Annotated in this window: 30 protein-coding genes; 12 read left to right on the plus strand and 18 right to left on the minus strand. The window is 48.2% G+C overall.

Going from position 1 to position 25237, the window contains the following annotated elements; translation table 11 throughout:
* Nucleotides 1-62: 62 nt before the first annotated feature.
* Complete coding sequence (locus K2Y22_15065) at nt 63-989, minus strand: S41 family peptidase (protein MBX9879776.1); 927 nt, start codon at nt 987-989, stop codon at nt 63-65.
* A gap of 401 nt (nt 990-1390) precedes the next feature.
* Entirely contained in the window at nt 1391-2344 is a 954-nt protein-coding gene (locus K2Y22_15070) for an IPT/TIG domain-containing protein (GenBank protein MBX9879777.1), read from the minus strand.
* Nucleotides 2345-2485: 141 nt separating this feature from the next.
* On the opposite strand from K2Y22_15070, the gene K2Y22_15075 reads away from it, so the two are divergent.
* Nucleotides 2486-2821 carry a hypothetical protein gene (locus K2Y22_15075; GenBank protein MBX9879778.1) on the plus strand — a complete coding sequence of 112 codons (336 nt, stop codon included), beginning with the start codon at nt 2486-2488 and terminating at the stop codon, nt 2819-2821.
* 224 nt (nt 2822-3045) lie between these two features.
* On the opposite strand, the gene K2Y22_15080 is transcribed toward K2Y22_15075, so the two are convergent.
* Nucleotides 3046-3903, minus strand: a complete 858-nt coding sequence (locus K2Y22_15080) for a hypothetical protein (protein MBX9879779.1) — start codon at nt 3901-3903, stop codon at nt 3046-3048.
* A 334-nt stretch (nt 3904-4237) separates the two neighbouring features.
* On the opposite strand from K2Y22_15080, the gene K2Y22_15085 reads away from it, so the two are divergent.
* The 3 genes from K2Y22_15085 to K2Y22_15095 all read left to right on the plus strand — a co-directional run bounded on the left by K2Y22_15085 (nt 4238) and on the right by K2Y22_15095 (nt 6124).
* Nucleotides 4238-5236 (plus strand): hypothetical protein, encoded by a 999-nt coding sequence (locus K2Y22_15085; protein MBX9879780.1) that lies wholly within the window; start codon nt 4238-4240, stop codon nt 5234-5236.
* Nucleotides 5237-5258: 22 nt separating this feature from the next.
* Nucleotides 5259-5669, plus strand: coding sequence for a cytidine deaminase (gene cdd, locus K2Y22_15090; protein MBX9879781.1), 411 nt, complete (start codon nt 5259-5261; stop codon nt 5667-5669).
* A gap of 62 nt (nt 5670-5731) precedes the next feature.
* Nucleotides 5732-6124: a hypothetical protein gene (locus K2Y22_15095; protein MBX9879782.1), complete on the plus strand. Its 393-nt coding sequence runs from the start codon at nt 5732-5734 to the stop codon at nt 6122-6124.
* Between the two features lie 9 nt (nt 6125-6133).
* Here the strand turns inward: K2Y22_15095 and K2Y22_15100 are convergent, their stop codons facing one another.
* The 5 genes from K2Y22_15100 to K2Y22_15120 form a co-directional block, all read right to left on the minus strand.
* Entirely contained in the window at nt 6134-7015 is an 882-nt protein-coding gene (locus K2Y22_15100) for a hypothetical protein (GenBank protein MBX9879783.1), read from the minus strand.
* 268 nt (nt 7016-7283) lie between these two features.
* Nucleotides 7284-7706 (minus strand): hypothetical protein, encoded by a 423-nt coding sequence (locus K2Y22_15105; protein MBX9879784.1) that lies wholly within the window; start codon nt 7704-7706, stop codon nt 7284-7286.
* 68 nt (nt 7707-7774) lie between these two features.
* Entirely contained in the window at nt 7775-7912 is a 138-nt protein-coding gene (locus tag K2Y22_15110; GenBank protein ID MBX9879785.1) for a hypothetical protein, read from the minus strand.
* A gap of 16 nt (nt 7913-7928) precedes the next feature.
* Nucleotides 7929-8324, minus strand: a complete 396-nt coding sequence (locus K2Y22_15115) for a hypothetical protein (protein MBX9879786.1) — start codon at nt 8322-8324, stop codon at nt 7929-7931.
* A gap of 15 nt (nt 8325-8339) precedes the next feature.
* A complete protein-coding gene (locus K2Y22_15120) occupies nt 8340-8720 on the minus strand; it encodes a hypothetical protein (GenBank protein ID MBX9879787.1) in 381 nt (126 codons plus the stop codon).
* Nucleotides 8721-8936: 216 nt separating this feature from the next.
* On the opposite strand from K2Y22_15120, the gene K2Y22_15125 reads away from it, so the two are divergent.
* The 4 genes from K2Y22_15125 (at nt 8937) to K2Y22_15140 (ending at nt 10353) form a co-directional block, all read left to right on the plus strand.
* A complete protein-coding gene (locus K2Y22_15125; protein MBX9879788.1) occupies nt 8937-9137 on the plus strand; it encodes a type II toxin-antitoxin system VapB family antitoxin in 201 nt (66 codons plus the stop codon).
* On the plus strand, nt 9134-9535 hold the full coding sequence (locus K2Y22_15130) for a PIN domain-containing protein (GenBank protein ID MBX9879789.1): 402 nt from the start codon (nt 9134-9136) through the stop codon (nt 9533-9535). The genes K2Y22_15125 and K2Y22_15130 overlap by 4 nt, the downstream gene beginning before the upstream one ends.
* Before the next feature lie 151 nt (nt 9536-9686).
* Nucleotides 9687-9956 (plus strand): ribbon-helix-helix protein, CopG family, encoded by a 270-nt coding sequence (locus tag K2Y22_15135; GenBank protein MBX9879790.1) that lies wholly within the window; start codon nt 9687-9689, stop codon nt 9954-9956.
* Nucleotides 9928-10353, plus strand: a complete 426-nt coding sequence (locus K2Y22_15140) for a PIN domain-containing protein (GenBank protein MBX9879791.1) — start codon at nt 9928-9930, stop codon at nt 10351-10353. Before K2Y22_15135 ends, K2Y22_15140 begins: the two co-directional genes overlap by 29 nt.
* 111 nt (nt 10354-10464) lie before the next feature.
* Here K2Y22_15140 and K2Y22_15145 read toward each other — a convergent pair whose 3' ends face one another.
* The 5 genes from K2Y22_15145 to K2Y22_15165 form a co-directional block, all read right to left on the minus strand.
* On the minus strand, nt 10465-11160 hold the full coding sequence (locus K2Y22_15145) for a hypothetical protein (protein MBX9879792.1): 696 nt from the start codon (nt 11158-11160) through the stop codon (nt 10465-10467).
* 40 nt (nt 11161-11200) lie between these two features.
* Nucleotides 11201-12259: an alpha/beta fold hydrolase gene (locus K2Y22_15150; protein ID MBX9879793.1), complete on the minus strand. Its 1059-nt coding sequence runs from the start codon at nt 12257-12259 to the stop codon at nt 11201-11203.
* Nucleotides 12220-13080, minus strand: a complete 861-nt coding sequence (locus K2Y22_15155; protein MBX9879794.1) for a hypothetical protein — start codon at nt 13078-13080, stop codon at nt 12220-12222. Before K2Y22_15155 ends, K2Y22_15150 begins: the two co-directional genes overlap by 40 nt.
* 258 nt (nt 13081-13338) lie before the next feature.
* Nucleotides 13339-14475, minus strand: a complete 1137-nt coding sequence (locus K2Y22_15160; protein ID MBX9879795.1) for an SGNH/GDSL hydrolase family protein — start codon at nt 14473-14475, stop codon at nt 13339-13341.
* A gap of 6 nt (nt 14476-14481) precedes the next feature.
* Nucleotides 14482-15978, minus strand: coding sequence for a hypothetical protein (locus K2Y22_15165; GenBank protein ID MBX9879796.1), 1497 nt, complete (start codon nt 15976-15978; stop codon nt 14482-14484).
* Nucleotides 15979-16172: 194 nt separating this feature from the next.
* On the opposite strand from K2Y22_15165, the gene K2Y22_15170 reads away from it, so the two are divergent.
* The 4 genes from K2Y22_15170 (at nt 16173) to K2Y22_15185 (ending at nt 20037) form a co-directional block, all read left to right on the plus strand.
* Nucleotides 16173-17717, plus strand: coding sequence for a glycosyltransferase family 4 protein (locus K2Y22_15170; GenBank protein MBX9879797.1), 1545 nt, complete (start codon nt 16173-16175; stop codon nt 17715-17717).
* 191 nt (nt 17718-17908) lie between these two features.
* Entirely contained in the window at nt 17909-18226 is a 318-nt protein-coding gene (locus tag K2Y22_15175; GenBank protein ID MBX9879798.1) for a hypothetical protein, read from the plus strand.
* A gap of 91 nt (nt 18227-18317) precedes the next feature.
* Nucleotides 18318-18971 (plus strand): hypothetical protein, encoded by a 654-nt coding sequence (locus K2Y22_15180; protein MBX9879799.1) that lies wholly within the window; start codon nt 18318-18320, stop codon nt 18969-18971.
* 94 nt (nt 18972-19065) lie between these two features.
* A complete protein-coding gene (locus K2Y22_15185; GenBank protein MBX9879800.1) occupies nt 19066-20037 on the plus strand; it encodes a lysophospholipase in 972 nt (323 codons plus the stop codon).
* A 123-nt stretch (nt 20038-20160) separates the two neighbouring features.
* Here the strand turns inward: K2Y22_15185 and K2Y22_15190 are convergent, their stop codons facing one another.
* The 5 genes from K2Y22_15190 to K2Y22_15210 all read right to left on the minus strand — a co-directional run bounded on the left by K2Y22_15190 (nt 20161) and on the right by K2Y22_15210 (nt 25078).
* On the minus strand, nt 20161-20580 hold the full coding sequence (locus tag K2Y22_15190; protein MBX9879801.1) for a hypothetical protein: 420 nt from the start codon (nt 20578-20580) through the stop codon (nt 20161-20163).
* On the minus strand, nt 20550-21440 hold the full coding sequence (locus K2Y22_15195) for a hypothetical protein (GenBank protein MBX9879802.1): 891 nt from the start codon (nt 21438-21440) through the stop codon (nt 20550-20552). Before K2Y22_15195 ends, K2Y22_15190 begins: the two co-directional genes overlap by 31 nt.
* A 2-nt stretch (nt 21441-21442) precedes the next feature.
* Entirely contained in the window at nt 21443-22135 is a 693-nt protein-coding gene (locus K2Y22_15200; GenBank protein MBX9879803.1) for a hypothetical protein, read from the minus strand.
* 382 nt (nt 22136-22517) lie between these two features.
* Nucleotides 22518-22925, minus strand: a complete 408-nt coding sequence (locus K2Y22_15205; protein ID MBX9879804.1) for a hypothetical protein — start codon at nt 22923-22925, stop codon at nt 22518-22520.
* Between the two features lie 128 nt (nt 22926-23053).
* Complete coding sequence (locus K2Y22_15210; GenBank protein ID MBX9879805.1) at nt 23054-25078, minus strand: PepSY domain-containing protein; 2025 nt, start codon at nt 25076-25078, stop codon at nt 23054-23056.
* Nucleotides 25079-25237: the final 159 nt, after the last annotated feature.

Here is a 25237-nt window from a genome sequence, read left to right on the forward strand (position 1 = left end):
CCTAAAGATGCGGAGCCGGCACAATGTGTACCGGCTCTTGGGGAATGACATGATTTGTGTTATTAGGCTTGCGTCAGCAATTCAAGCGCTTGAGTCATGTATTGGAGTTCGTCGCTAGCATCGTAGTCCGGAACAATTCCTCTGTCCGGATCGATAGCACTTGCTCCAATGCAATGACCGTTAGGAGTGAACCAATAGAATCCGAGCACTTGTAGCTCGAAGCCGTTTGGCACGCTTAAGTTGTTAGTCCCGCGTCCTTTACCAAAAGTTCTCTTACCGATTAGCTTCGCTCGCCCGTTCTCCTGCAAGACAGAAGCAAGCACCTCAGAGGCGCTCTTAGTGTTTTCGTCAACCAGAACTACGATGGGCTTATTACCGAACAAATTTTGTCGGCGGTTTTTCGTAGTCGTCTTTTTATTACTTCCGTCCAATTTGCTGGTGGTTATAACCAGTTTCTTGGCGGTCAGTGTGTAGTCAACGGATTTGAAGCCGTCTTTGCTGGCCATTGCCTGTCCGCCGAGATTGCCTTCGGCAAGCAGCATCTGGGAAATGTCCAAAGCTTCCAAATGCAATCCGCCTGGATTATCTCGCAAGTCGATAATTAGACCCCGACAGTCTGAGAGGGCTTTCAGGGCGTACGCAAAGTTGTCTGCGCAAGTGTTATGTCGAAACTTGCTAATTCTTACGAGGCCGAGTTTTGCCTCTAGTCGCTCGAACGTTACGTCCGGAGTGTCGTCGTCATCTTCTGGATCAATGTCGGCCCCGGCGTCATCGGTTTTTACGATGCAGCTGTAAGGATCACCCACTTGTTCGAAGACGTGATGGAATTGGTCAACGACTTCTTTGTCCGAAGAAAAGTCCGGTTTGATTTGTGAGAGCTGAGAAATAATCTCGGCTGGTTTCAGGTGATAGTGAGAAATTGCTTCTGTGATGACTGCGTACAATTCCGGCGGCGTTAGCTGTTGCCGAATTGCGTTTTTTCTTTTCATGACGGATTACCTCAGCGGGGTAGCAAGAAAGGGCACATGCAATGCGCCCCTACAAAAAACTGTTGTGTTCATGGCAATGCACCAAGTGCATCCCAAGGAATTTGGGCCGTGAATTGATACGCACCAAGCAAATGGCTAATCAATGTGTTTCAAGTTCAAATGCAATTGGTTTTTTAAGTCCTAGTCAGTTCCAATAAAAATTCCAATTTATATATAGCTACAACGTAATTTAAATTTGAGTTGTAAAGCAATTGAAATTTGGCTCAGGTTGGCATTTTGGGGTGTTGACAAGCGTGTAAAGCCTGCCACGGGTGCCCTCTGAGGTACTTGTGTTGAATTAGCGAAGTTAGCGCAACGCAGATTTGTGATGGGATATTCCCATGAAATTTGTAGCGCGACACTTAGTAAACGCGATTGTAGATGTCCATCGTCAGGGAGTTTTTCCCTTTAACTCCGTTCACTTCCACTGCAACAGGCACTGCATATTGTGGGTTGAACACTTCCGGAATTATGACGGTCAAGCTATTTGTGCTCGACGAAATTACTTCTGCCTGTGCGCCAGCAATTGTCACCGTGTTTTCCGAAGCTTTTGCGGAGAAGTTTCTTCCACTGATAGTCAATTCTTGTCCTGGCGGCCCTGACATGAGACTGAGACCTTCCAATTCCGGCGGCGCAATGACCATGAGAGTGATTGCGTTGGATGTTACACCAGCTGTGGTAACGGTTACCTTATTGTCGCCGGCTTTTGCATTGCTCGGCACTACTACATCGAGAGAGGTTTCTGAAGCCGTCTTAATTTCAGCTTTGATGCCACCAAAAGTCACGGTGTTTGAAGTCGGTTTTGAGCCAAAATGCGAACCTGTAAGTGTAATGATGTCGCCGGTGCCGGTTTTGTCAGGCTTGCCGGACTGCAGTACGGGAGCAACTCTTGCACCGACTAATTTCCAGGACAAAGTTGATCCTGGAATGCCGCCGGCTTCTACAACTATCTGACTGGTGCCGCCTGTCAAAAGACCACTGACGGAAAACGGAATTTGTTTTTTGTTCAGGACATTATTTTGTGTGAAAAGTGTTTTGCCGGCAAGAGAAACACGTATCCAATTAAAACCGGGGGACACAGTGTTGCCGTTGAGAATATTTAGAGTCAAAGGCAAGCTGGCATCATCAGCGGTGAGTTCAACGTAGTCCATAAAGCGTTGCGGCTTATTGGTGGCCGTTGTGTATTGGCTGGATTGTCCAAGAATTACTACGCCCCTCGCCGCTTGCGAGTCCGGGTCTTGAGCAAATGCCGGCAAGGTTACCTGAAGTGCAAGAGTTGCCGTCAATAGCGCTGTAGCGAGGGTTCTCGGTTTCATGAGCCAGTCCTTTAGATTTATGAGACGCAGCAATTGTGTTGCCAATTCTTTTGTGTCGAGATTCATTATAGTGCGCAAAATTACAGTGCGCTAATACTCTTTGTTGGGTATAAAGAATATCGGATACTGCGAGCGCTACTTATGAAGAAAGACAACTCGAAACAAGCCAGTGCCGTCGAATCGGCAGTCTCTGAAATGGCAAAGGCCGCGGAACCGGCTCAACTTGGGCACGGTCACGTGGACCATGTTGAGTTGCCAGAAGCTGTTGAGCATGGCGGTGTAACAGGCCATGAAATTCTGTTGCACGAGTACAACGAGTCGGCGAAGTTGCTTGGCTTGAGTGAAACCACTGAAAAGACTTTGGTAATGGATGCCGAAAGGCAAGGTAAGCAGCCGGATGAAGCTATTTCGGCTTACTTGCACGAACAGCTACCGAAGCATGACTTTTACGAGCAGCCGGTGTTGTTGGGAAGTTGATTGGGTTCTACGATGGCTGGTAGTAAACCAGATCAAAAAAATGATTTTGTCCCCTCCCTTGTCATTTCGAGCGAAAGCTGCGTAGCAGCTGTAGTCGAGAAATCCGCTATGGCTTATCGACGTTGCTGTTGATCAACACCGTCAATGATTCCACAACGCAGATTTCTCCACTCCTTCGCTGGCGCTCAGTCGGTCGAAATGACAAAGAGGAAGAGGGAACGACGTTACACAATCGGATTGAACATATCCTGGCTCATGCCGTCTTCGGCAGATTCGGCATACGTGTGCTGATCGCCAAGCAAGTAGCGGCGTCTGCGCACCAGGCGCATGATGCCTTGTTCTTCGGCTTCGCGCCAGCTTTTCACGATGAAGACTTCGAAGCCTGTATTCTTCGGCAATTCGGCTTCATCGAATTTCAGTCCTGTTTCCAGCGGATTGTAGATGACGTTGGTCACGTGACCGACATCTCCGTCAGATCGAGCGCTGTTGCCCTTCATGAATGAGTAGTTTGGATCGATGTTGCAATCTTTGATAGCGTTAGCTACAAGCAATCTTTTGTTGGATTCTGAAGTGATGATCATTTCATCGAACTGCAGTCCAAGCATTTTTGCTTTGTATTTTTGCGCTTCTCGATTGCCGATTGTCACCAACACCATCAGGAAGTTGTGTTGAGTGCGGTTCAACACAGGCAACGCATCTTTGAACTCGCGCGGCTTTCTCCAATATGGGTGACGTCCGATTTCGCGACAGATGAGTTCGTCGTCGGAATTGACGCGCTTGCCGTGACGTTTGCAGAGTGCGCGATAGGTTTGAGCCATCGCTTCGCCGAGCATGTGCACTTCAAAGCCTTTGAGGCTCATATTCTCGTGCTCAATTTTGGCGAACATTTCGGCAGCTTCATGCTTGCTGAAGCCCAGGTGCCGCAAAAAACGCCAGAACATTTTCTTGGCGCGCACAAAGTCAGGCTCGCACTCGGCAATTGTTCCATCGAAATCAAAAAATGCGGCTGCGATTTTGCCGTTGGGAAGAACATAGTTGCGACCTGGCGGCTGGCAAAAGGTTAGTGTTTTGGCTAGATTCATGGTTACCTCATTTGCGCTGTGCGCGTGGCAAGAACTTGCGGTAGGACGATGTGAGAAAACCCCCGACTTGCTAAGGCAAGGTGCAGGGGTTTTGGAAATGCTGAATTGGTTTAGCTAAATAGAGTTTTCTAACTGGAAAACGAAGCTGTAATTTATAGCTTTACCTTAGTGCTTTGAAGTGCTCTATAGAAGCAGGTCGCCAAGGGGTAACTCAACATACCTCTGACGCAGCTTCGCTAGTATGGACAAGGGCGCATGCAATGCGCCCCTACAACGGACAGAGAACCGGACAAGGTATAATTGAAAGCCGCGCGGCACTGCGCTTTGAGAAATTATGATGAGACGTTTATTTTTAATAGCAGCTTTCCTCTTCCTCGCTTGCGGAATTGCACTTCCGTGTCAGGCAATCACTGGTGTAAATCAAGAATTGCTTGATGTACTTTCGCAGCGTCCGGAGTTTATGCATCTGGATTATTTCGAGCATTTAATCGGTAGACCATTCAACGAAAACTCAGAGCGCTTTGGCCAAAGAAAGTCTTATTACTGGTACAACGCAACACACCAAGTAACATACGAACTACACCAATTTGAAAGAAGCCCTGGTGAAGTAGTCACATCCAACTTCATCATTCATATGCAGGGAAATGTTCTGGGAATGGCCGACCTCGCGTCTTTGTACGGACCAAATGGTCATCGCCTTTTCGATAACAAAGGTAATGTCTGCACGGCTTATTCTTACGCGCCGTACACCTCTCTAGTTTTTGCATCACCACAAGAAAGCTTCGGTGTGCAAGAAGCGAAAGTGATGTACAGTGGTCCTCCACTTAAGCGTCCGGATCTCGAAGAGTTGCATGATGTAGAAGTTGGACACATCGGCAGATTGACTCCGGGAATTGTTAGACACGGTCGTTGGGATATTCCAATTACACCAATATCCCATCACTTGAAGCGTCATCCATACGATGGCGAAGCTCGCTATCAATTAGCACAAGCGCATCGCTATCACGGTCATGTTGATGTTGCTATCAATGAATACAAGTCAGCTTGGGCATGTGCAGGTGACGACGAAGAATTGAAAGCTCGCTGCATTGCCGGCTTGGCAGAATTGCGTGCATTGCCTGCTCCGTATGTGGCAACAGATGTTGTTGTGAATCAGCCTGAGCATGTGGTTACAAACTATGGCAATCGCATGAGATACGCAGGTGATCATAATATTTATTACGACGATCACTATCAGTGTGATCATCAACAGCCACAGCAACAACAAATCCAACAACAATACAACCAACAGCAAAATGAACAGTTAGCAGGACGGTCGAGTCCAACAATGTAATAGCTCACTAGAAGGGCAAGTTATGTCAGAGACAAATCCGAAATATGTTGAGTTACTGAAGGCAGCAAAAGAAGCGGCAAAACGCGCGTATGCTCCTTATTCTAAATTTCCAGTTGGAGCAGCTTTGTTGGGAGACGACGGGAGAGTATTCTCCGGCTGCAACGTTGAAAACGCCTCATACGGAGCGACAAGATGCGCCGAGCAAACAGCTGTTCAGAAAGCTGTATCTGAAGGATGTCGCAAATTTGTGGCTGTTGCCGTTCATTGTTCTGAAACCGACGATTGTTGGCCTTGCGGCATCTGCCGTCAGGTATTAAATGAATTCGCTCCGGAGATAGATGTTATTGTCGATGCCGGTAATGGCTCCGTGACCGTAATCCGTCTGCCAGAGCTGCTTACGAGGTCTTTTGGACCCAAAGATTTGCCCAGTTAATTCTGCTTGACATCAACTCTTTTCGTGGTTTAATTGACCCAATATGGATAGGAGTCCAAGGCGTGCTATCTTCTGACGCAAGGCAAATACAAAGTCAATTACTAAACAGCAGCGACGCTGGCACAGCTCGCTTGCTTCAAGGCGTTTGGGATGGACCACAAACTAAAGCTTCTGCTACGGACAAAAAATCTGGTGGAGCGGCCGCAGCTTTCATGGAAATGATGGATGAAGGACTTTACGGCAAGGCGTATGCCCAGGAACTGCGTGGTGCTAACAAAGTAGAGCAAGATACAAAAGTTGCTGATGCGAAAGTACCGCAAGGTTTTCCAGCAGCCAGCGTTGTTGGTGGCGAAAAAGGCTACATTGATTTTGGTGCGCAGGACGAATTAGCAGGTAAGCGCGACACCAACACCAACAAGTTTCTGAACTTCGTAGATAATCGTTTAGCTGCTTAACTTAAGTGTTTAACGCTTGAACAGCATTCCCGGATAGCCTGTTATCACTCGCTGCAAATGTGGCGGAAGTGATTCAAGCTGCGGCATTCTCATGCTCTGGTCGTCACCGGGTCTATTGATGTCGCTACTCCAATATCTAAATGACTCAATTTCCGTTGGCCTGTTTGGATAAGTACGCTCTAGCGGAATAATTACCGCTCTGGTGTAACTGCACGTACCGTCCAGCTTATCGAATTTGGCTAATCCCACAAAGAAGCGGTGTGGGCGACCATCAATGCTGCGATCGGTGAAAAGCTCACCCTCAGTCGAGATTGTGTCGACCTGTCTGTCCGATGTATTTAGGCGCTGGTAGCTGCCATAAATCCGTTTTCCATCAGGCATGCCGACAGGAATTGCCATGTCGAATTGGTGTAAAACTCTTAGCGTTTGCCTTGGTAGGTTAATTCCCTGCCGCTCTAAAGCGCGCTGCATGTATGTGGCCATGCCATTGAGGTCTTCGTCTTCCGAAACGCACACTTCCTGGTAGTCGACGAAGTATTTTTTGAAGCCGGCAATAACCGGATGTTGAGGATTTTTCTCGAGATAAAGCTGAACGTTGTAGCCGTCTTTTTCTCGGTATTGGTCTATGCCCGCCGGTATGTAAGTCTGCTCTGCGCGTCCTTGCAAGGTTTCCTGTCGCCCATATTGAGCTTGAAGCGGGATGCGTGGTTGCTCTTGCACGCGTCCTTGCTGAGGATATGTTGCGGTGCCTATCTCCTCGACTTTTCCGTTTAATACAAACGGCTTGCGTTCTTGAGGATGAGACGTGTAATCCTGAAACGGCGTTGTGTCCTGAGACTGCCTGTCAGCGCCTCGCGTAAGTCGTTTAAGAGCATCCCATGGTCCAGACACAAATGTTCTCCGCCAGTGAAGTACAGAATGCAATAAGTAAAACGCTTTGTCTATGTGAAAAACCGCAAGGATAGATACTAGGTCGTATAGTGTAAATTCTGCAAATAAGAATCCGCCGTTGCGTACTGTCCTCGTAGGGGCGCATTGCATGCGCCCTTGTCCAAGACCAGTCATTCTGAGTGGCTGTAAGGCGCGAAGAGTCTCACGTGTTAAAGTCGTGAGACTCTTCGAAACGGGCGCATTGCAATGCGCCCCTACACCGCATGCGTTACATCCCGTGCGTGAAAAAGCCGTTCTCGTAGACGGGAATATTCGCCGTCCTCAAAAGGAAAAGCGCCAGATGCACTTCGAATGTCGGACCGTTCGTGTTGACTTTAATGCCGTCATTGGCAAACACCAACACTTGCTTCGAAAGCTTTGCTGCATCAAGCGCCGCTTGTAACGCAAGTACGTTCTTGTTACTTGTCTGCGGAATATTAGCTTTGCTAATTTCCCAGTCGACATGATTGACACCTGTGACCTTAATCGCCTTCATCCGCTGAATGAAATCTCGCGCTTCTTCGATTCGGGTTGCCGGAGCGTAGCAGGTAACTCCCTGGTCGGTGACCATGAAGATGTAACCATAAGTTGCCAGGTCTGACTGCGATGCGGCTGTGTACATGTCTGCTGTTATCTTTGAATTCTGAATCATTTTGGGTCTCCTGAACAAAAACGCACGCTTCGTGCGAAGCGTGCGTTCAATTTGGACTATGTGAGCGACTACGCAGCGGCCGGTGCCATGCGTCTGCGAGCAGCCAGTAACCAGCCGTGCAAGACAATGCTTGCGTAATCACAGACGTCCAATACAAACAGCGCAGCTCTAATTGCGAAGTCGCCCAAGAATTTCAGTATTTTCATGATGTTTCTCCTTAGTCTATTGCCAATGTTGGGTGTTGAGGTCTTCTATGTCCACTTCGATTATTTTGAAAATGGCTTTGACCCCTGGGATGTTAGAGATATATTGAAGGCTTGCTCTATCAACGACGCCTCTTAGTGCAAATGTTTCACCTGTCCAGCCATTGCCTGTCCAGGTCTCCATTCCCCTGTGATATTTCTCGAATATCGCGAGTTCACGAATTGCTCGGAGTGATGTTTCATCAAGGCTACCGCTGCTTTCGTCGAAAGTTATGTGCACGGGAAATAATTCGTAAGCGTAAGTCAGAATGCTTGGCTTTTCGTACAGGTGCAGTAGGTCTGAGTGAATTTTTGATTTGTTGATCCAGCACGGCACTGATTCTCCGTACATAGTAGAAACGAGTTTTGAATTCATGTTAGTGCTCCCTTGTTATTTAGTTGGCCAGGAGTATGTCCATCTGCAACGATCCGCTAAGAGCCATATGTACTTAACTCCTGGTTGTCTAGATACATACGCTAGCTGTCGTCTCGATAAGTTGCCTTGCAAAGCAAAGGTCTCTCCCGTGTACCCATTGCCGAACCAATGTTCAAGCTCAGAGGCATGTTTTTGAATGTTGCGCAGAGCCTGTGGTGACACATATCCATCTTTTTCGTCGAAGATAATATGCACCGGCAAAATAAATATAGTGTCTTGAGGTGGCGAGCTTGAATCGAACATAGCTAAGAGTCGCTCATCGACAATTGCCCGATTCAAGGGTCCACCTCCGGCGTTACTTCCTGGTAAGTGACCAAATCCAGTGGTGTCAGCCATTGTGTTGTCCTCGCTGAATATAATTGAGTATCGTTTCTGTGTCGGTGTTCTAAAGGTGCTTGAGCCCCTGAGTTGCTGAATCAACTCGGGACCGCACGCCTTCTGATGTAGTCGCTCATACAAGCGGGATCAGCAAGCATCTGGACAGTGTGTGATTCGGCATATTGTTGCCAATGTGTGGCCTATTGTGTAGAATATTACACAGAGGTAAGAATTGTGGCCACCAACCTGAATATTAACGAACAGCTACTTGCTCAAGCCCTTCGCGTCGGTGGACGCAAGACAAAACGCGAGACGGTTAATGAAGCCTTAGAGGAATACATTAGCCGTCGCAAGCGTAAAGAGATTGCCCAGTTATTCGGCAAGCTCCATCTTGAGCAAGGCTATGATTACAAAGCCTTGAGGCGTAAACGGTGAAGGTACTTGTCGATACATCTGTTTGGCTTGATGCGCTTAATGAAAAGGGCAAGTCGGCTAACTCTTTGTCTGACAAGTTAAGCTCACTTATTGATAGCGAACATGCGATTTTGCTTACTGGCATAATTTTGTTTGAGGTCGTAAGAGGATTTAGGGCGTCGAAGGAAAGGAACAAGTTGATCGAGCGGCTTTCCTGGTTTCCCTTGCTCGAACTAAGCAGAGATGATTACTTATACGCAGCTGACCTTAGCGCTGCATGTCGGGCTAAGGGCGTTACGACCAGTACGGCAGATGCGCTAATTGCAGCCGCTGCTATTCGATATGATTGTCAACTCTTTACTGGCGACAAGGATTTTCAGCGAATAGCTCGACTTGTGCCATTGAAGTTGTATTCGTGATAGACATTCCTTGATGCGCACGCCTGCCGATGGAGTCGCTCATTGCAAGCGGTATCAGCAAGCGTCTGGGCAAGGGCCTGGATTAGCCGGCTGTCATTGCCAGCCGTCGAGTTTTGTTGTAATATCGAATGTAATACAGAGGATAGCTTTTATGACAAGCTCGTTTCGACTGGATCCGGAGTTGGAATCCTTGCTTCAGCGAATTATTAACAACACTGGGCAGTCGCGCTCGCAAATAATTCGGCAGGCTCTAAGCAAGTATTGTTCGGAACTAGTGGCGGCCACCGACAAAAGTCCTTATCAGCGTCTTGTGGATGCCGGTTTCAAGCCGATTGATGATCGGGCTGATATTGACCTCGCGAGTAATCAGCAGGTAAGGAGAAAGAAGCTTCGTGAAAGAGCCTCGCGAGATAATCGTTGATGCCGGGCCGCTTATTGCACTGGCTCGCCAGCGAGACAGCAAGCATGCCCAGTGTGTTGCCACCTTAAAGGCCGTGCCGCCGACGGCAAGGATGGTAACGACAGTATCAGCTTTGGCAGAGGTGTTTGCTGTATTACCGAGTTCTGTGTCGAGCATCAGGGCCGTAGAGACATTGCTGATGGGTATCCCGCTTGCCCTCGAATACATTCAAGGGCATGAATTGTCTAGAGCGTTTGAACTAATGGAAAAGTACATCGATTTGCCGATGGACTTTGCCGACGCCGAGATATTGGTGATTGCTGAAAGACGATCAGTCAAAACTATCTTCACGCTTGACCGGAGGGACTTTTCCGTTTATAGACCTAGGCATGTACGACAGTTTGATCTGATTCCTTAGCTGAAAGGTGGATTAAATGCCCAGGTGCCTGCAATGTCTGTGAGTGGTCTGTCGAAAGGGCGCATGCAATGCGCCCTTTCAGGGCAGAATGGGAGATCACCATCCCGAAGGTTAGTGACAGTGGTGAGTTGGTTGTCGCTTAACTGCGCGTTTTGGTTTGGCTGGCTTTAGCTTGAGCTTTACTTGTTTTGCTCGGCGCTGTTTGGCCTGTTGAGCCAAAGCCATTTTGCGGTAGGACATCAACTCGCACTTTGTTGGTTTTCCTTTGACGCCTTTGTAAGCCAGGGACAGCAGCTTGAAGGCTAGCTTTTTCACGTCTGACTTGGCGGTTGGATCGTCCACCTTGAAGGGGACTAGTGTTTCCAGCTCGAAGTAGTAGCCGTTGAATTTGCCCAGTTTTTCAACGTGGTCGATTACAGCGGTGTACTTGCGACCGTTGATGGTGGCAGCGAAAGTCGTGCGTGTTTTGTGGACTGTAGGGAGAGCGCGTCGAATGTGTTTTGCTAGATTGAGCAAAACGGATGACGTGAATTTGTCGATGTCAGACTCGGCTTCGCATTTGTTCTTGAGTCCGCCGTCTTTTTCGATTGTCTTTTTGCTGGCGATTTGATGCTTGCTTCCGCCGTTGATTTTCTTTTGTTCGCGAAGGCGTATCCATTCTTTCCCCATTGGGAGCCACTTATCCATGACTTTAGTGGTTGACTTGAATGTGAAGCCAAGTTTCTCCAGAGAAGCAATTATTTTTTCGACTTTGTCTTTTTGCACTTTGTACTTTACTTCGATCTCGTGGCAATGTTCTTTGCTCATAATGGCCTCCTTCTGCATACGCAGAATGCAAAGCGTTGAGTTAGTGACTGGTTGTTTTGGTTATCCAGTCACTGATGAGTTGCAAAACTGTTGGTGCCAGGGTCTCTGGCAGTAGTTCGTACTCGTCTGGCAAACCTGTTTTGCAGGTTTGGAATATGTGATTTAAGCCGGCTAGTTTTATGGCTAGAGCTTTTTTGTTGCGTGATAGACAAGATCTGATTGATGAAAGGTTCTCATCGGCAAATACTTGCATGTCTTTTTCGCCATTCAGTGCCAACACCGGACATGTGAGTGTGGAAAGAACTGGGCGTGGGTCATGATTGAGGAAGCAGCGATGTCCATTGCTTGTAAGCTCCTCTATTCTGCTGTCCATGAAGGGTCTGTGAATTTCTTCATAGAAATGACCCCTGCGCAAGTCCGCTATTTTTTGCGCGGCGATTATATTATTCGGCTCTGCTCTTACGATGTCGTTTGCTTTCTGGGCAAGGCGCAAGTTGTGCCTGATGTGCCTGTCGTCGAGTCCTCGAATTTTGTCGTAGGTCTTAAGTTGCGATTTGAGCAACGCATCGGCATTTATAGCCGGCGCTGCCAACAACACGACAAAAGCGACGTAGGAATTTCGGCTCGCCACGATAGGGGCAATTAATCCACCTTGGCTGTGTCCGGCAAGTCCTATCTGCCGCGTGTCGATATCTTCGCGTGAATGTAAAAACTTGAATGCAGCTTCGGCATCATCAGCAAAGTCGTAAAAGGTGGACGCAGAATAATCACCGTCAGAATAAGCAATGCCGCGCTTGTCGTAGCGCAGCACGGCAATTCCTCGGCGGCTTAAGTAATCGGCCAGCAATTGAAATGGCTTGTGTGGTCCGATTACTTCGTCTCTTGTGTGTGGTCCGGAGCCGTGGATGAGCACGACTGCCGGACACAAACGGTCAGTATTGGGACGGGTGAGTGTACCGCAAATGCGAAGAGTGCCGCTTTGGAAATTGACGAGCTCTTCGCTGTAGTCAACCAAAGAAGGCGCATCTTGCTCTTTCTTCGTCGTTGTTTCGCCTTTCTTTAAAAACGTCTTGAGGCGTGAAAATAATCGTGTGAACATCCGTGTGTTCCTCCAACAAGTGGTCTGTCAGGTCTTCTAGTTATTTCTGTGAGGTGACTGTAAACTGGCATGTAATAGCCGTTCAGCAGGCAGTCCTTTGCCGAGAGGCCTTTGTGTTGCCAGCCTTCCGGCTGTGTGCGCAGCATCCAGGCAGTGGCGCGATCGTGCCTTTCGAAAATTTTGCGCAGATGATAAGCAATTACCAGAAGCGCGTATGCTCGATTGATCACGGTTGCGGAAGTGCCTGGGCTGGGAAAGGTTGCTTGCAGAGTATTGGGCGAGAGAATCATGAACTGACTCAATTCATCTTGCGACAAGCCCAAGTAATTTCCTATTGCCGGTAAATCGAGGTGAATTAATTCTCCGCCGGACAGTTTAATTAAGTCGGCGCAGAATTCTCTGAGGCTTGCTCGATTGATTCGGGAGAAGGCCGCTTCGACGTCTTTTTGGAAACGCCGCTCATTACGCAACTCGGCAAAGCCGATGCGCGTTTGTTCGTCTCTTAGAACGTCGAGCAAGTCCCAAGGGTCTGTCACACAAGGCTCGTGAATGTTGAGAACGGAGGCAACCAGGTTGGTTTGTTTCTGTATTGCTTCTGCTGTGGCAACGTCGCAGGTGACACCGATGATGCCAAACTCATCTGGATTCGAGACGAAGTTAAGCTTGCAGTTTGCTGACTTGGCGACCTTCTGCAACGCCGTTTGAGCAAACTCCGATGACTTCATGATTGCTGCATTCTCGGGTCGTGCCAAGCTGGGCACGTAGACATCACGAGAGTGGTTTGAACGAACCAGGGTAATGAGATAGTTGTTTTTCTTCATACGGAATTGCTCCTCGTTAGTGATCTTCGAAGAATGAGTCAGGCAAGTAAGAAACCACCCGGAGAGCAAAATGCCCCGAGTGGTTTTCGGAAATGAGCTATGGGTGTGGGTTAGAAGCTAATTGGTACCTGTCTGTGTTTTAGTCGTTTATTCATGTGTAAATACATAATAGAAATAAGACAGGGCCTTAAAACTATAATTGTTGACTACCTTGAAGAGAAAAGCTCCAAGGAGTCCTCGCGCTGTTAGCGGAGGGTTTTATGTTTTCTGAAGAAGTTTTGTCAGCTGATCAGCGACGACTTTGTGTCCGGCGGACGAGAAGTGGTATTCGAGGAAAAGCGCGCCGGGGTTTCCCGAGTCGTAGAAAGACTGCGTCAGATCGAAGCTTGGGAAGTTTTCTTCTTTGCTCAAAGTGAGCAACTGCTTAGCCTGGTAGGCAAGATCCAGATCACCTAAAGTATTTGGAAAAACTAAAAGTACGAATTTGCTGTTGTTTGCTTTGCAGGATTTGTTTAAGTCCAGGAGTAAGCTGCGTGTTACTTCAAAGGCGTTTTGTTCGGGATACAAAACATTGGACACATTCTTATTAGTGTTGCCCAAATTGGAAAGCCAATCAAAGGCATTTTTGAGTTTGCCGTAAAGCGGTTCGTTGGTGCAAAGTGCCAGATGTGTTGAGCTTAAGACGCCATAGATGCTGCTGTGCGCTCTCAAGAAATCAAAAACCGGGTTTGGAGAAAGCTTGGCTTTGTTGTAGTTAAGTACAGAGTTATCCGGTTGCAGATTGCCTTGTTGGTCAAGATAGAAATACGGACGCGGCTCTACATTCAACTTGCCTGGCTTGCGAATATTCTCAACGGCGTCTCCACGGTTGTAGAGTAAAACGGTGATGTCCGGTTTGTAGGTGGTCACTTCGTTCAAGAATTGCTCATGTTGCTGTCCGGTTGAATAGCTGGAGCATGCGAAGTTGATCACTTCGTACTTCTGAGTGCCGTTTGCATTCAGTTGTTGTTCAACGATTCTTGCGTAAGTGTCCTCTAGTGGAACTTGCAGTCCTTCTGTGGAGCTATCACCAAGCAAGGCAACTCGTATTGTGCCTGGTTTTTTTTCAATATTGTGTTCAACATCACGCAATCCGGTGCTGTTTAAATGTCCTCTGGAAAAACCTTCCATACGCCAGACAACATATTTGCTTGGAATGTGACGACAGCCGAGCTTTGTATCCGGTTGCAAGAACTCTTCTTGTCCAACACCAGCAATTGGTAGAAACCATTCGAGTAATGCAACGCTCACTGCTAGAAACGCTGTGGTTTCCAAAGCCATGCGCCACTTTGAACGAGGCTTCTTGAGGCTCTCGGCTGGTGTTTTTACAGTTGGTGATGTGGTTACAGGTGACATGTTTCCTCAGAATTGGAAGTAGATGAATGGCGCCACCTGGCGCGGAGCAAAACCTAGGATAATTATTGCCATGCCGGCATATACGGCAATTTGCGCGGGACATGAACCTTGCCACCAGTTGGCAGTGCTGGTCATGAATTTCTTAACGGAAGCATTGGCGTGCTCGCCCTTTCTGGCGACGCTGTCGCGCCAAGCGCAGAGCAAGAGAAATACCAAATAAAGTGAAATGGTGATAGGCAAGGTTGACATCAAAAATTGATGAGTGACTGCATACGAAGGAGCCAGCGTGAACATGTGCTTGGTCATATTCAACGCGTGCGGCACATTGTCGGCACGGAAGATAACGCCGGCCATGAAAAGGAAAAACCATGTGAATGCAACGCCTGAATAATGCCAAATTGCGTGCGGTCTGAAACGCGCCAACCAAGGCAGACGGCTTACCAGATTGTGCCATTCTTTACTGAGCACAAGTCCTGAGCCGTGGAATGCACCCCAGATGACATAGTGCCAGGCAGCGCCGTGCCAGAGACCACCAAGAACCATCGTGATCATGACGTTTATTTGTTGGCGTAATGGGCTAACGCGTGATCCACCTAAAGGAATAAATAGATAGTCGCGCAACCATGTTGAAAGGGAAATGTGCCAGCGACGCCAGAAGTCGGTGAGGTTAGCTGCAAGAAACGGCCAGTTGAAATTCTCCGGCACTTTGTAGCCGAACAACAACGCAGAGCCGCGACCGATATCTGTATAGCCTGAGAAATCAAAGAAGATTTGGAAAGTAAATCCGGCAACCGCTATCCAGGCATCCATTGTGCCTAATGTTTCAGGGTGCGCAAATCCGGCATTTACGACGCGACCGAGATTATCACCAAGGACGATTTTCTTGAATAGTCCGAGGAAAATCAGAAACATTCCCGATTGAAAATATGCAGGTTTAAACACAGGCTCTGTGAGCATTTGCTCAACAAAATCTTGAAAGCGCTTAATTGGACCGGCAATTTGTGATGGGAAAAATGCTGCGAACAAGGCAAAATTGCGGAAGTTTGTTACAGGCTTGCTGCCGCGATAGACATCAACTATGTAATGAATGAATTCAAAAGTGAAGAAGGAAATTCCCAACGGAAGAATAATATCCAGCGCCGGACTTGTTGCCGGAAGATTCATCGGCAAATGCAAGCTGGTATGTAGCCATGTTGCAGATTGCCATGCCGAATCAAGCAAGAAATTCGCGTACTTGTAAAAGCAGAGACAGCCCAAGTTGAAGATAAGCCCAAGCGTCAGAATTGGTTTGCGCTTGTCGGTAAATTTGTGGATCGCTAAGCCAAGGAAATAGTTAACGACGGTCAGTGCCAGAATTAGCAAGCCGTAAGCAGGCTTCCAATTCATGTAGAAGAGATAACTGGCGATTAGTAAAAGTGTGCGACGAAAAACAGGCGGCAACACCCAGTAAAGTGCGACGACGATTGGCAAAAATACGAGATAGGTAAAACTGTTAAACAGCATGCTTTTGCCAGGCAAGCCCCGTAATCAAGAGTGCTCGATGATATCACGGCAATAAGTAGAGAACCTTGTATATAGCAAATCTAGTTAGCCGCCAAGCGTTGTCAAGTACTAGTAAATCAACGGCCTGCCGTCCGTGAGAAAGGTTTCAATTAGGTTGAATTCCTATGATCTAAAATAACGGCATGAGAATTTGCTTGATATCGCGGGAGTATCCGCCTGATACCGGCTGGGGCGGCATTGCGACGTTTGCCAACCACCTGGCCCAGGGGCTGAAAGAGCTCGGGCACGAAGTCGTGGTTATTGCTCTGGCTAAGGACGAAGCAAAAACAGTCGAGCAAGACGGCATAAAAGTTCATAGAGTTGTGCCCCACCAAATTTATGGTGACCTCGGCGCTGTTTCGATTTGCATGCCGTACAGCCGCTACGTAATTCGAGTAGCATCTGCGCTTTGGCAGAAATTTATTGAGCTTCACGAAGAGAAGCCTTTTGATGTTGTCGATACGCCGGAGTTGTTGGCTGAAGGACTCGTGCCTTCGGTAACTAAGGCTGTGCCGATGTTGGTGAGACTGTATACGCCCCATTCGAAATTTATTGCAGAGAAACTGCATAATGTCAGTCCGAATTTTGATCACCAGTTTGTCGCCATGCTTGAAAGAATGGCGATGATTTCTGCTGATGTAATTACATCGCCGAGTGAAGATTTGGCTGATTTTGTCGCTGAAGACATGCATTATCCGCGCGAGCGAATTACTATAGTCAGAAATCCAATTGATCCAAATAAGTTTTCTCCGGAAGGTCCGAAATCGCTCGCTAGCGACGGTAAGTTGACTGTTCTATTTGTAGGACGCTTGGAAGAACGCAAGGGTATTGGTGATCTGGTCAATGCTATTCCGAAAGTAATAGAGAAGTTTTCCAATGTGCGTTTTGTGATTATTGGTGATGACACCAACAACGCAAAAGGACAGAGATCCGTGCTTGCTGAACTGCAAGACTCGTTGCGGGCGCATGGCTGCACGCAGCATGTGCAATTTATCAACCGTGTGCCTTTGGCGGAATTGCCGTCGTATTATCGATCGGCTGATATTTCTATCGTGCCGTCTGTCTATGACAATTCGCCGTACACTTGCTTGGAAGCAATGTCTTGCGGATTGCCTGTAATTGGCACGTCAGGCGGCGGTACGAAAGAGTACATCGTTGCCGGTGAGTCGGGAATAATTATTCCGCCTCGTGACCCTGATGCAATAGCCGCGTCATTGCTGAAGTTGTTGCAAGACGAAAACGAGCGTCGCAGACTTGCGGTTAACGCACGCAAGCGTGTGTTAGACGAGTTTCAGCGTAAGGAAATCGCGGCTAAGACAGTAGCGCTTTATGAACAAGCCGGCAGAATATTTGCCGCGAAGTATCCGGCGCGCTTGTACTTGAAGCCGCTTGAGCAGGCTCTTCCAGATGCCGATGTTTTGCTTTATTCGTTCGACAAGATGTTGTATGACCTGCTCTATTTGAAGTCGTTCAGATTCCGTCTGAAGCACTGGGGCAAGCTTTTCTTCTACAGACCGAGACTTTCGTTGGTGAAGTCGGTTGTCGCCGTATGGCGGACGCTTCGTCGCCTTGTAGGCCGTGAATATAAAGCGCAACCAAAGATGCTCGCGAAGATGGAAAACGAAATCCTCGCCAGACAGTACGACCCGGTCAACAGACCGCCGGAGTACTTCGCGGAGAATGACAAAGCGTTAATTTGAATTTGAAGTTCCAATTTTGTTAGGTTCAAGGCCTATATATAACTATTTAGTTATTGGAACATTGATCGGCTAGAAAAGCGTACAGGTTAGGAACACAAGACATTTATCGCAGGCAAGTGCCTGGCGGTTTGTGTTGCCTAGTTTTTCTGGTGCTTGTTTCAGTGCACATCCCCAATTGCGAGGAAAGCAATATGAGTTTAGTTCCACAAGGCTGGGTTCCACCCAAAGCAAATCCTAACTACCGAGTCACCTATACCCTCAAGGACAAGGTGAGAAACGCAAAATCTTTGGTTGAGAAAACAGCCCAGTCGTTTGAAGACAAGTTTGGTACCGGCAGTTTGACCGTTGCCATCACTGAATCTGAGTTGAGCTTTACTGCAACGTCTAAGAAGAAACTCGAGTTGCAGAACCTACCCGAAACATTCGGTGTAGGAAAATTCGTTCGAGGCGAAATCTTGAATGAAAACGACGATTACAAATCCCGCTTCACGGGACGTCATCGTCTCTAATCAGCTACTGAGCGGAACAACTGAACAGCATTGTTGAAACACAGCCGCTGTTCAGTTTTCCCTTCATTAGCAATTTTGAAGGAGAAAAATCATGGTAAGAAAAGTGCGAATTCTAGGAGCATTGCTGGCTTTTAGTTTTGCTTTTGCGGCAGTTGAGGCAGTGGAAGCGAAAACACCTGCCAAAAAGCAGGTGACAAAGAAAGCGACAGTAAGCATTCCTTATGGTCTTCCTAACAAGGACTTCAGACCGAAAAGACCTGAGTTCTATGGCTATCCAATACCGAAAAGGCAAAATCCCAACGAGTATTACATCGACGGTAATATTCCCAATGCTGCTTATTACGGTAACACGTATGGTTATAGCTATGGACCAAGAACAAATCCCTACCCAGTGCAAAATTACTCTCAGCAAGCTTCGCCTGAGTATTTGATGCATTATAGCCAGCATGTGCAGCAGTATGGAAAGTCAAACGACATGCCGCCGCCTTATGGTTACGCACCAAATACTTATCCGTCGAACAGATATGATGCGAAGATTTCCGAAAAGGAGAGATTTGAGCGTGACAGAGTGTATTCAGCGCAAGTGGCTTTGCACGCATTGCTTCTGCGTTATGGAACTCGCGAAGGAGGTGACCGTTTTCCTGACAGGGAAAAGCTTACGCAAGAAGCAATTCGTTATGCCGATCTTTTGCGTTATGGCATGACGCACACCTACACAAATCCTGAGACCAATATTGCACCATAAGAGCGTGTAGTTAAAGTGAGCCCACGAAAAGTGGGCTCACTTTAAAGCCAACTCACCAGAATCTAGCCCCAAAATTTTTACCAGAGGTGTCATCATGAGACAGCTTGTTGTTGCTTGCCGCTCATTTTCGGCAAGACTCTTATCACTCTTCGTCGCTACTTTTCTTCTGTTTGCCTCATCGCAGACTGGATTTGCTCAGTCGCAAGTGGTTGAGGATTTTGACTCCACACTTTTTCAGGACATGCACTTACCGGTCTATACTTGGATGCTCACGAATTCATCGCCAAAAGCAATCGTAGTTGCTCTTCATGGTGGTTGCCTGCACGGCCGCTCATTCCGTACTTTGGGACAGGCCATGGCCGAGAAAAATGTCATGCTTGTGTCCTTGGATATGCGTGGTTACGGCAAATGGGTGCATGAGGGATTTGGTACATCCGAAGACAAACGATTCAATTACGCCAAGAGCGAAGCCGATTCAGTTGCAATCATCCAAAGATTGCACGAGTATTTCCCGAATGTACCGGTGTTTGTGCTTGGCGAAAGTCTTGGCGCAAATATGGCTGAAAAGCTTTTGGCTGATGCTCCAGACTTGGTTGCCGGTGGTGTTCTGATTAATCCCTACGTAAAGCCGCATTTGTTTTTCCATCCGTACATGCTTGTGACATTTGCGCGTGGACTCACAAGCCCGCATGGCGGTTTGAGTGTAGCTCCATACCTGAAGAATCGCTTGTCTGACGACCGCAAGCAAGCGCTTGCACAAATCAACGACCCGTTGAGTCGCAACAATCAATCGATAGTCGACCTTTTTCAAAGTCTCTTCTTCAACATGAAGGGCAGAAAAAGCGTTGCTTCAATTCCGTCGGATGAGCCGGTGCTTTTTGTTGTCGGCAAGAAGGATCGTCTATGCAATCCGAAGTCCACTATCAAGCAATATGGAAATATGTTGAATTCGGACAAGACCCTAGTCTTGTTGCAGGACAAGGGACACCTTCTAGTGGAAACAACCGAGATTGAGCCCGGCATCATTGATGTGCTCAACTTCTGGTTGGATGCGCATTTGCAGTAAATTTAAGTTCAAGAGCGTTGTTGGCTATGCTCTTGAACTTTTTTGCGGTTAGCAACTATATAGCATAGTGATAATTAAGCAAAAGAGAAATCGACGATGAAGTCGATTCCGCTTTTGAATAGGCTAGCTGCGAATTTTTAGTCCCAGCTCCGGATTGGACAAGAAGAGTTGATCGAGGTCATCCTGGTTTAAGCTGTCTTTGAATTCAGATTCTCGATCGGTGAGCGCCAGAATGAGCAATCGGGCGGCTGTCTCGTCAAGGTCGGAGTCGCCGTCATCCGTGATGATGCTGCACAGGCGAGCGAGGTTTCTTATTTTGTCGTTGAGTACAGTGTTGATGCAAACACTGTATTTTGGCAGAGAGGTATTTCCCTTTCGCTTCGTCTCAATCGACCAAATGTCTTCGGTGCTTGTACGTTTCAATCCGGCTTCTATGAGGGCGGCAAAGACCCAGGCTTCGTTGAGTTGAGTCTTTGTCGCTGCGTCCTTGATCATCGAAATGAGTCTGTGGGTTAGCTCAAATTCTCTTGTGATGAATTCCATGGGTTTACCTCACTTGGTGCCATGCGTTCTTGAATAAGTAAGCGCAACATTGTTGGATCAACAGAGATTGCCTTGAGAGCTTTTTGTCCGGGTCCTTCGAAATCGGCTGCCAATGCGTACAGCAGGTGCATGTTTTCTATCCAGCTGTCGCAAGCAACTTCGCGCGCGAGACAGAGAATGTGTTGACTTTCTTTGGAGAACACATGCTCGATGTCGGTTGCATTTACTGCCGGCGGAAACCCTTTATTCATGCTCCAATGCCACGATGAAAGCAGCTTTTCCGGTTCGTTGATGCTAAGCGCTCGTTGAGTAATCGAAGCGCTGGTTTTCTGAAGGGTAGATTGGATGTTTGCGATTTCGTTGAGGGTTGCTTCACGCAACTCTCTGACGGCATCAATTGCTTCATCATCGTCTATGTTGCATGCGCGAAAGCTCTTGATGGATTGTGCAGCCATTTCTTCAATTTCCGGCAAGATGTCCATCTGTAAAGTTTTCAGTCTCTCAACCAGAAGATTCTCTGTTTCGTTTACTGACCGCGCAACGACATCTCGGTAGTGCCCGTAGAGACGACTGAGCAGGATGTCTTTCATCGTTGCCGGCATGGTGCGATTAGACCGAATGGCAGCCAGGGTTTCGTCGATGCGCTGTACACCAAGCTTCAACAATGCGTCGTGGGCGTTGACAGCTTGTACATTGAGCAACAGTCCGCACAACAAGTCTGACGGTGCGATGAGCAGTGCTTTTGCATTGACGGCTTCTTGCTGCGCATGCGCGAAAGTTTGCCAGGCTGCCGATCTGGTCATTTTGAGAGCGCTGGCGGCAGTAACGGCTGCAGTTGTAAGTGGTGATTCGTGTGTCATCGTCAGTTCTCCTTTGGCTTAAAGGTGCAGTGGCTTTCATTCATCAGGCGCAGCTCCTCCGCGGCTTCTTTTTTGAGAAGCGTTTTGTTCGCTTCGCAGTAAGCGACAATTTCTCCAATGGCTTCTTGCGGCAAGTCCCAGTTGTCGGCGGCTTGCTCGACTGAGAGCTTGTTTGCTCCCATGGTCGTCCAGACAGTCGCTGCGGTGAGTTTGCGTCCTTTGACGTAGAGCTGCTTTTTCCAGGCGTGCGAACTTGTCTCAAGATATTTCCACCGGAGTGAAGTTTCGACGATTTGCTTTACTTGGTCGCCAACCCACACGCCTGTCTTGACTTGGATCTGTTTCAATTGGTCAAATGTTTCTTCCTCCAGCTCAACGCGCACTGTGCGTTTTTCGCGTGCTTTTATTGCGCGATCGGCCGCGTTTATGCGTACGAAGCAGAAGCCAATCGCAAATGAGACGGATGCTAGAAAAACGAGCATCATCGGTGATTTAAACGGGATGAGAAAGACTCCCATTATTCCGCCGATAAATGGATAGAGAAAGGAGAGTTGGCAGGCTAAGGAAATAGCTAGATCAAGAGCGTCTTGATGTTTTTCGTTTGCCAGCTTTATTGACAACAAAAGCTTGTAGGCAACAAGTCCGGCGCCGAATGGCGCGACAAGAATGAGCAGGAGTACTTGTGTTAAGTCCATAAGGTGACCTCTGATTGTTATGCGAGACAATGCGCAGCCGAAAACCCGTCGCGATAAGTAAGGCGACAGATGTTTGCGATGTAAGAAGCAATAGGGTTTTAGGCTATAAGTGCTTGTTTTCCAAAATTGAATTTGAAATGGTCTATCTCGACCATAACAAATTAGTTAGTAATGAATGATAGATCTGTGGGACGTGTAGATGGGGGATTCTACGCGTAAGCAAGCTAGCGCGGCTGGCGATTTGCTCTTGTGGCAACTACTACGGCACATCGTACAAAAAGTCAAAAAAGCAAAAACGCAGAACTGGTTGCGAGGTACTTTGTAGGGGCGCATTGCATGCGCCCGCTGTCCTCACTCCCGGTTCTGCATTGATGCGTTTGGCTTAGCTGTGCTTCGCCTTCACTTCGTCGTACCACGCCTTGCGCTCGGCATGCGTTAGATGAGGCGGGCCTTTGCGGCTGGCTACGGTGCGGTTTTCGTCTTCCCATCCTGGACGCTCGATTATCTCGGTGCCCGGGTCGTGGCAGCCGCCCATTTTGCATTGCCAGTCTTTGTCGGTGTTGAAGCAGGTGATGGTATTGCCGTCGCCTTCTTCTTTGGCAAGTCGGTCGTAGTCGGCGCTAATTGCTGGATGATCGGCATTGTTGAAATAGCCGGTCAGTTTCCAGTTCAAATCATAGCGGCGCTTGGGATTTTCATCCGGACTGCCGGCTTTGCGTGAACCAAAAGTGAGCAAACGCCGAAGTGCTGCGAGTGCATTTCGCAGAGCGTTGAACAAGTTCTTAAACATAGGAATCTCCTTGTCAAAATCAAGAACTGGTAAGTACGCGAGGAAGACCGGTGGCTTTCCACTACCAACGGTGTACCTAGCGTAAGTGCAAAGCGGAGAGAGCTAGTCCCTCCGCTTTGCGTAGTTGGTTACGCAGCCAACTTTCTCTTGCTGGATGAATCCAGCGTGACACCGTGGTCTTTCCAGCCGTGCTCGATGCTTTCGCGATATCTGCCGCCGAAGATTTCTCTATCGGCAGTGATCATGGCGCGCAGCATGTCGGCGAACTTCACCTTGTCGGCAGGCACGATGGCCAGAGCGCCAAGGTAAATTCTGGCGAAGTGATCCAGGATATCGAGAGCCGAGACGTCGTCGCCGGTGGCGTCGCACATGTCGAGCAGAACTTGCACGCATGCTTGACCGGAGATGAGTCCATCGTTGTGGACTTCGTTCTCCATATCCTTCGGGTAGACTTTCTTCGGTTCGCGCTGATTGCGGATACCATCGGGAGCAAGGCAGTAGTAGCCGATGATCCAGTGGTATTTGCGAATCGTATCCTTGGTGAACTTCTCGCCTGTGATCTTGCTCAGATAGGTGGCGATGTACAGGAGGTCCATGATGATGTCCATCATGTCGCCTGTAGATTCGTGCATAGCACCACCTTCATCGCCAGGAAGATCTTGACCAGGTGTCTGCAGCCAGACAACCCAGTGGCCAGCTTCGTGCCAGGTTACACCAAGGTCGAAGCAGATCTTCTTGAACAGACCCCAGTTGCCGCCGGAGCCGACGCCAATGTGGATTTCATTCTTGTCCGGATCGAAGTACGCGTTGTCGCGCACTGATTCGTCGTGAACGAATACCGTGATTGGCTTTTTCGGCGCCTTCAGACCACGCGCTTTGAGATACTCGATCTCAAAGTTGATCGCTAGGAAGATAAGAATTGCATCGTATTCTTCCTGACCGGGCTTGTAGTTGAAAGTGCCATCTTGCAGCGGATCGACTTTGGTTGTCCAGACAGGTCTGTCGGCATTTGCCTTCTTGGACTTGGCTTTCTTGCGAGTTGGATCCTGACTTGTCTTGTTGTAGTGGACTTTGCAGGTTTCATTCTCGAGAATGATTTTACCGTCCTTGTCCATAGATGCAAGAGTCAGAAGCCTATCGTAGCTTTCCTTGTCGAGTTCGGCATACAGCTCTTTCTCCTTGTTGGGAGACTGCTTGTCCGGACGACCATAAGGAATGGTGGCGAAAGACTTCGTCTTCACTTCAACAAGTTTGCCATCCGGTCCTACCGGCTCGTGGTAGCGCAGTGTTTGATGCTGCTCTTTCACTTCACCAGTTTTCGCATTGACGAAGTAAATGACCGTACGCGCATTCAGCTCTTCCGGACATTCCGGATCACGCTTGCTGCGCAGGCGTCTGTCGGACAGCTTGACCAGATAGACGAGATCGGAGTGATGACCGTCTTTCTGGAAACGCAGACGAGCTTTGCCCATCTGTTCGCACTTACTGGCGAAAGCTTGTCTAGCAATATCAACTGCTTCTTCTGCGCTGATGGTGCCGTTCAACGTACGCGGACGTGCACCACGGGCAAGAGTCGAGTCGATTTTGTAGACAACACCTACTTCGTTCATGTGTACTTGAACAGCAGCGTTACCACCGAGATACCAGACTGGTTGTTTGCGACCTTCGACTTTGGCGACTTGACGAAGTTTGACCATGAATCGTTTTTCTTCGATCTTTTCGCCATTTGGGCCATCAACGACTTGCGTGTACTCTTCGGTTCCGGCGTTTCTCAAATGCACTTTGTCAATTGGGATGGTGTCACGAATTCCGAGACTACGCAGGCAATTCCAGGCTTGCTGGCGCTTGCCGCCCTCGTCGTCAGCAGGCATTGGTTTGCTGTACAAACCACCCTGGTCGATCGGGGATGTCAGGGTGCGGGTGTTACCGTCTGAGCCGAAGTCGGCTTCGAGTTCTTTGACCAGCTTATCGAGACGCTCGACCGCAAGTTTGTATTTGAGATATGGACGGAGATCCAGCTCAGGTTTGCCGTGAATTTTTACTGATTCGGCAAGACCAAGTTCCTCGGCAAGATTTTGTCTTTCCCGAGTTTTTTCGTCGCGAAGGAGCTGGAGTTCGCGCTCGTCTTTTGGTGTGAGATTCGGATTGCGCATATGGGTTTTCCTCCTTGGCGTGCGGCAGCGCCACAGCCAATTGCGTGCGTGTGAGTGAGTAAGCTCTGCCGCCGGCAGACCTTCGATTGGCTGTGGCCCTTATTTGGACCAGTTGTTAAAGAGTGTTTTTTATTAGTCCCAGATCATCCGTCCTGCAGC

Source organism: Candidatus Obscuribacterales bacterium (assembly GCA_019744775.1).
GTDB lineage: Bacteria > Cyanobacteriota > Vampirovibrionia > Obscuribacterales > Obscuribacteraceae > SBAT01.

What these genes read in the sequence shown, in the direction of transcription:
- K2Y22_15105 (MBX9879784.1), bottom strand. Translation starts at nt 7,706, where the DNA reads ATGATTCAGAATTCAAAGATAACAGCAGACATGTACACAGCCGCATCG.
- K2Y22_15155 (MBX9879794.1), bottom strand. Translation starts at nt 13,080, where the DNA reads ATGAAGAAAAACAACTATCTCATTACCCTGGTTCGTTCAAACCACTCT.
- K2Y22_15190 (MBX9879801.1), bottom strand. Translation starts at nt 20,580, where the DNA reads ATGGAATTCATCACAAGAGAATTTGAGCTAACCCACAGACTCATTTCG.
- K2Y22_15115 (MBX9879786.1), bottom strand. Translation starts at nt 8,324, where the DNA reads ATGAATTCAAAACTCGTTTCTACTATGTACGGAGAATCAGTGCCGTGC.
- K2Y22_15065 (MBX9879776.1), bottom strand. Translation starts at nt 989, where the DNA reads ATGAAAAGAAAAAACGCAATTCGGCAACAGCTAACGCCGCCGGAATTG.
- K2Y22_15135 (MBX9879790.1), top strand. Translation starts at nt 9,687, where the DNA reads ATGACAAGCTCGTTTCGACTGGATCCGGAGTTGGAATCCTTGCTTCAG.
- K2Y22_15150 (MBX9879793.1), bottom strand. Translation starts at nt 12,259, where the DNA reads ATGTTCACACGATTATTTTCACGCCTCAAGACGTTTTTAAAGAAAGGC.
- K2Y22_15175 (MBX9879798.1), top strand. Translation starts at nt 17,909, where the DNA reads ATGAGTTTAGTTCCACAAGGCTGGGTTCCACCCAAAGCAAATCCTAAC.
- K2Y22_15180 (MBX9879799.1), top strand. Translation starts at nt 18,318, where the DNA reads ATGGTAAGAAAAGTGCGAATTCTAGGAGCATTGCTGGCTTTTAGTTTT.
- K2Y22_15185 (MBX9879800.1), top strand. Translation starts at nt 19,066, where the DNA reads ATGAGACAGCTTGTTGTTGCTTGCCGCTCATTTTCGGCAAGACTCTTA.
- K2Y22_15195 (MBX9879802.1), bottom strand. Translation starts at nt 21,440, where the DNA reads ATGACACACGAATCACCACTTACAACTGCAGCCGTTACTGCCGCCAGC.
- K2Y22_15200 (MBX9879803.1), bottom strand. Translation starts at nt 22,135, where the DNA reads ATGGACTTAACACAAGTACTCCTGCTCATTCTTGTCGCGCCATTCGGC.
- K2Y22_15075 (MBX9879778.1), top strand. Translation starts at nt 2,486, where the DNA reads ATGAAGAAAGACAACTCGAAACAAGCCAGTGCCGTCGAATCGGCAGTC.
- K2Y22_15145 (MBX9879792.1), bottom strand. Translation starts at nt 11,160, where the DNA reads ATGAGCAAAGAACATTGCCACGAGATCGAAGTAAAGTACAAAGTGCAA.
- K2Y22_15165 (MBX9879796.1), bottom strand. Translation starts at nt 15,978, where the DNA reads ATGCTGTTTAACAGTTTTACCTATCTCGTATTTTTGCCAATCGTCGTC.
- K2Y22_15160 (MBX9879795.1), bottom strand. Translation starts at nt 14,475, where the DNA reads ATGTCACCTGTAACCACATCACCAACTGTAAAAACACCAGCCGAGAGC.
- K2Y22_15120 (MBX9879787.1), bottom strand. Translation starts at nt 8,720, where the DNA reads ATGGCTGACACCACTGGATTTGGTCACTTACCAGGAAGTAACGCCGGA.
- cdd (MBX9879781.1), top strand. Translation starts at nt 5,259, where the DNA reads ATGTCAGAGACAAATCCGAAATATGTTGAGTTACTGAAGGCAGCAAAA.
- K2Y22_15205 (MBX9879804.1), bottom strand. Translation starts at nt 22,925, where the DNA reads ATGTTTAAGAACTTGTTCAACGCTCTGCGAAATGCACTCGCAGCACTT.
- K2Y22_15110 (MBX9879785.1), bottom strand. Translation starts at nt 7,912, where the DNA reads ATGAAAATACTGAAATTCTTGGGCGACTTCGCAATTAGAGCTGCGCTG.
- K2Y22_15085 (MBX9879780.1), top strand. Translation starts at nt 4,238, where the DNA reads ATGATGAGACGTTTATTTTTAATAGCAGCTTTCCTCTTCCTCGCTTGC.
- K2Y22_15080 (MBX9879779.1), bottom strand. Translation starts at nt 3,903, where the DNA reads ATGAATCTAGCCAAAACACTAACCTTTTGCCAGCCGCCAGGTCGCAAC.
- K2Y22_15210 (MBX9879805.1), bottom strand. Translation starts at nt 25,078, where the DNA reads ATGCGCAATCCGAATCTCACACCAAAAGACGAGCGCGAACTCCAGCTC.
- K2Y22_15070 (MBX9879777.1), bottom strand. Translation starts at nt 2,344, where the DNA reads ATGAAACCGAGAACCCTCGCTACAGCGCTATTGACGGCAACTCTTGCA.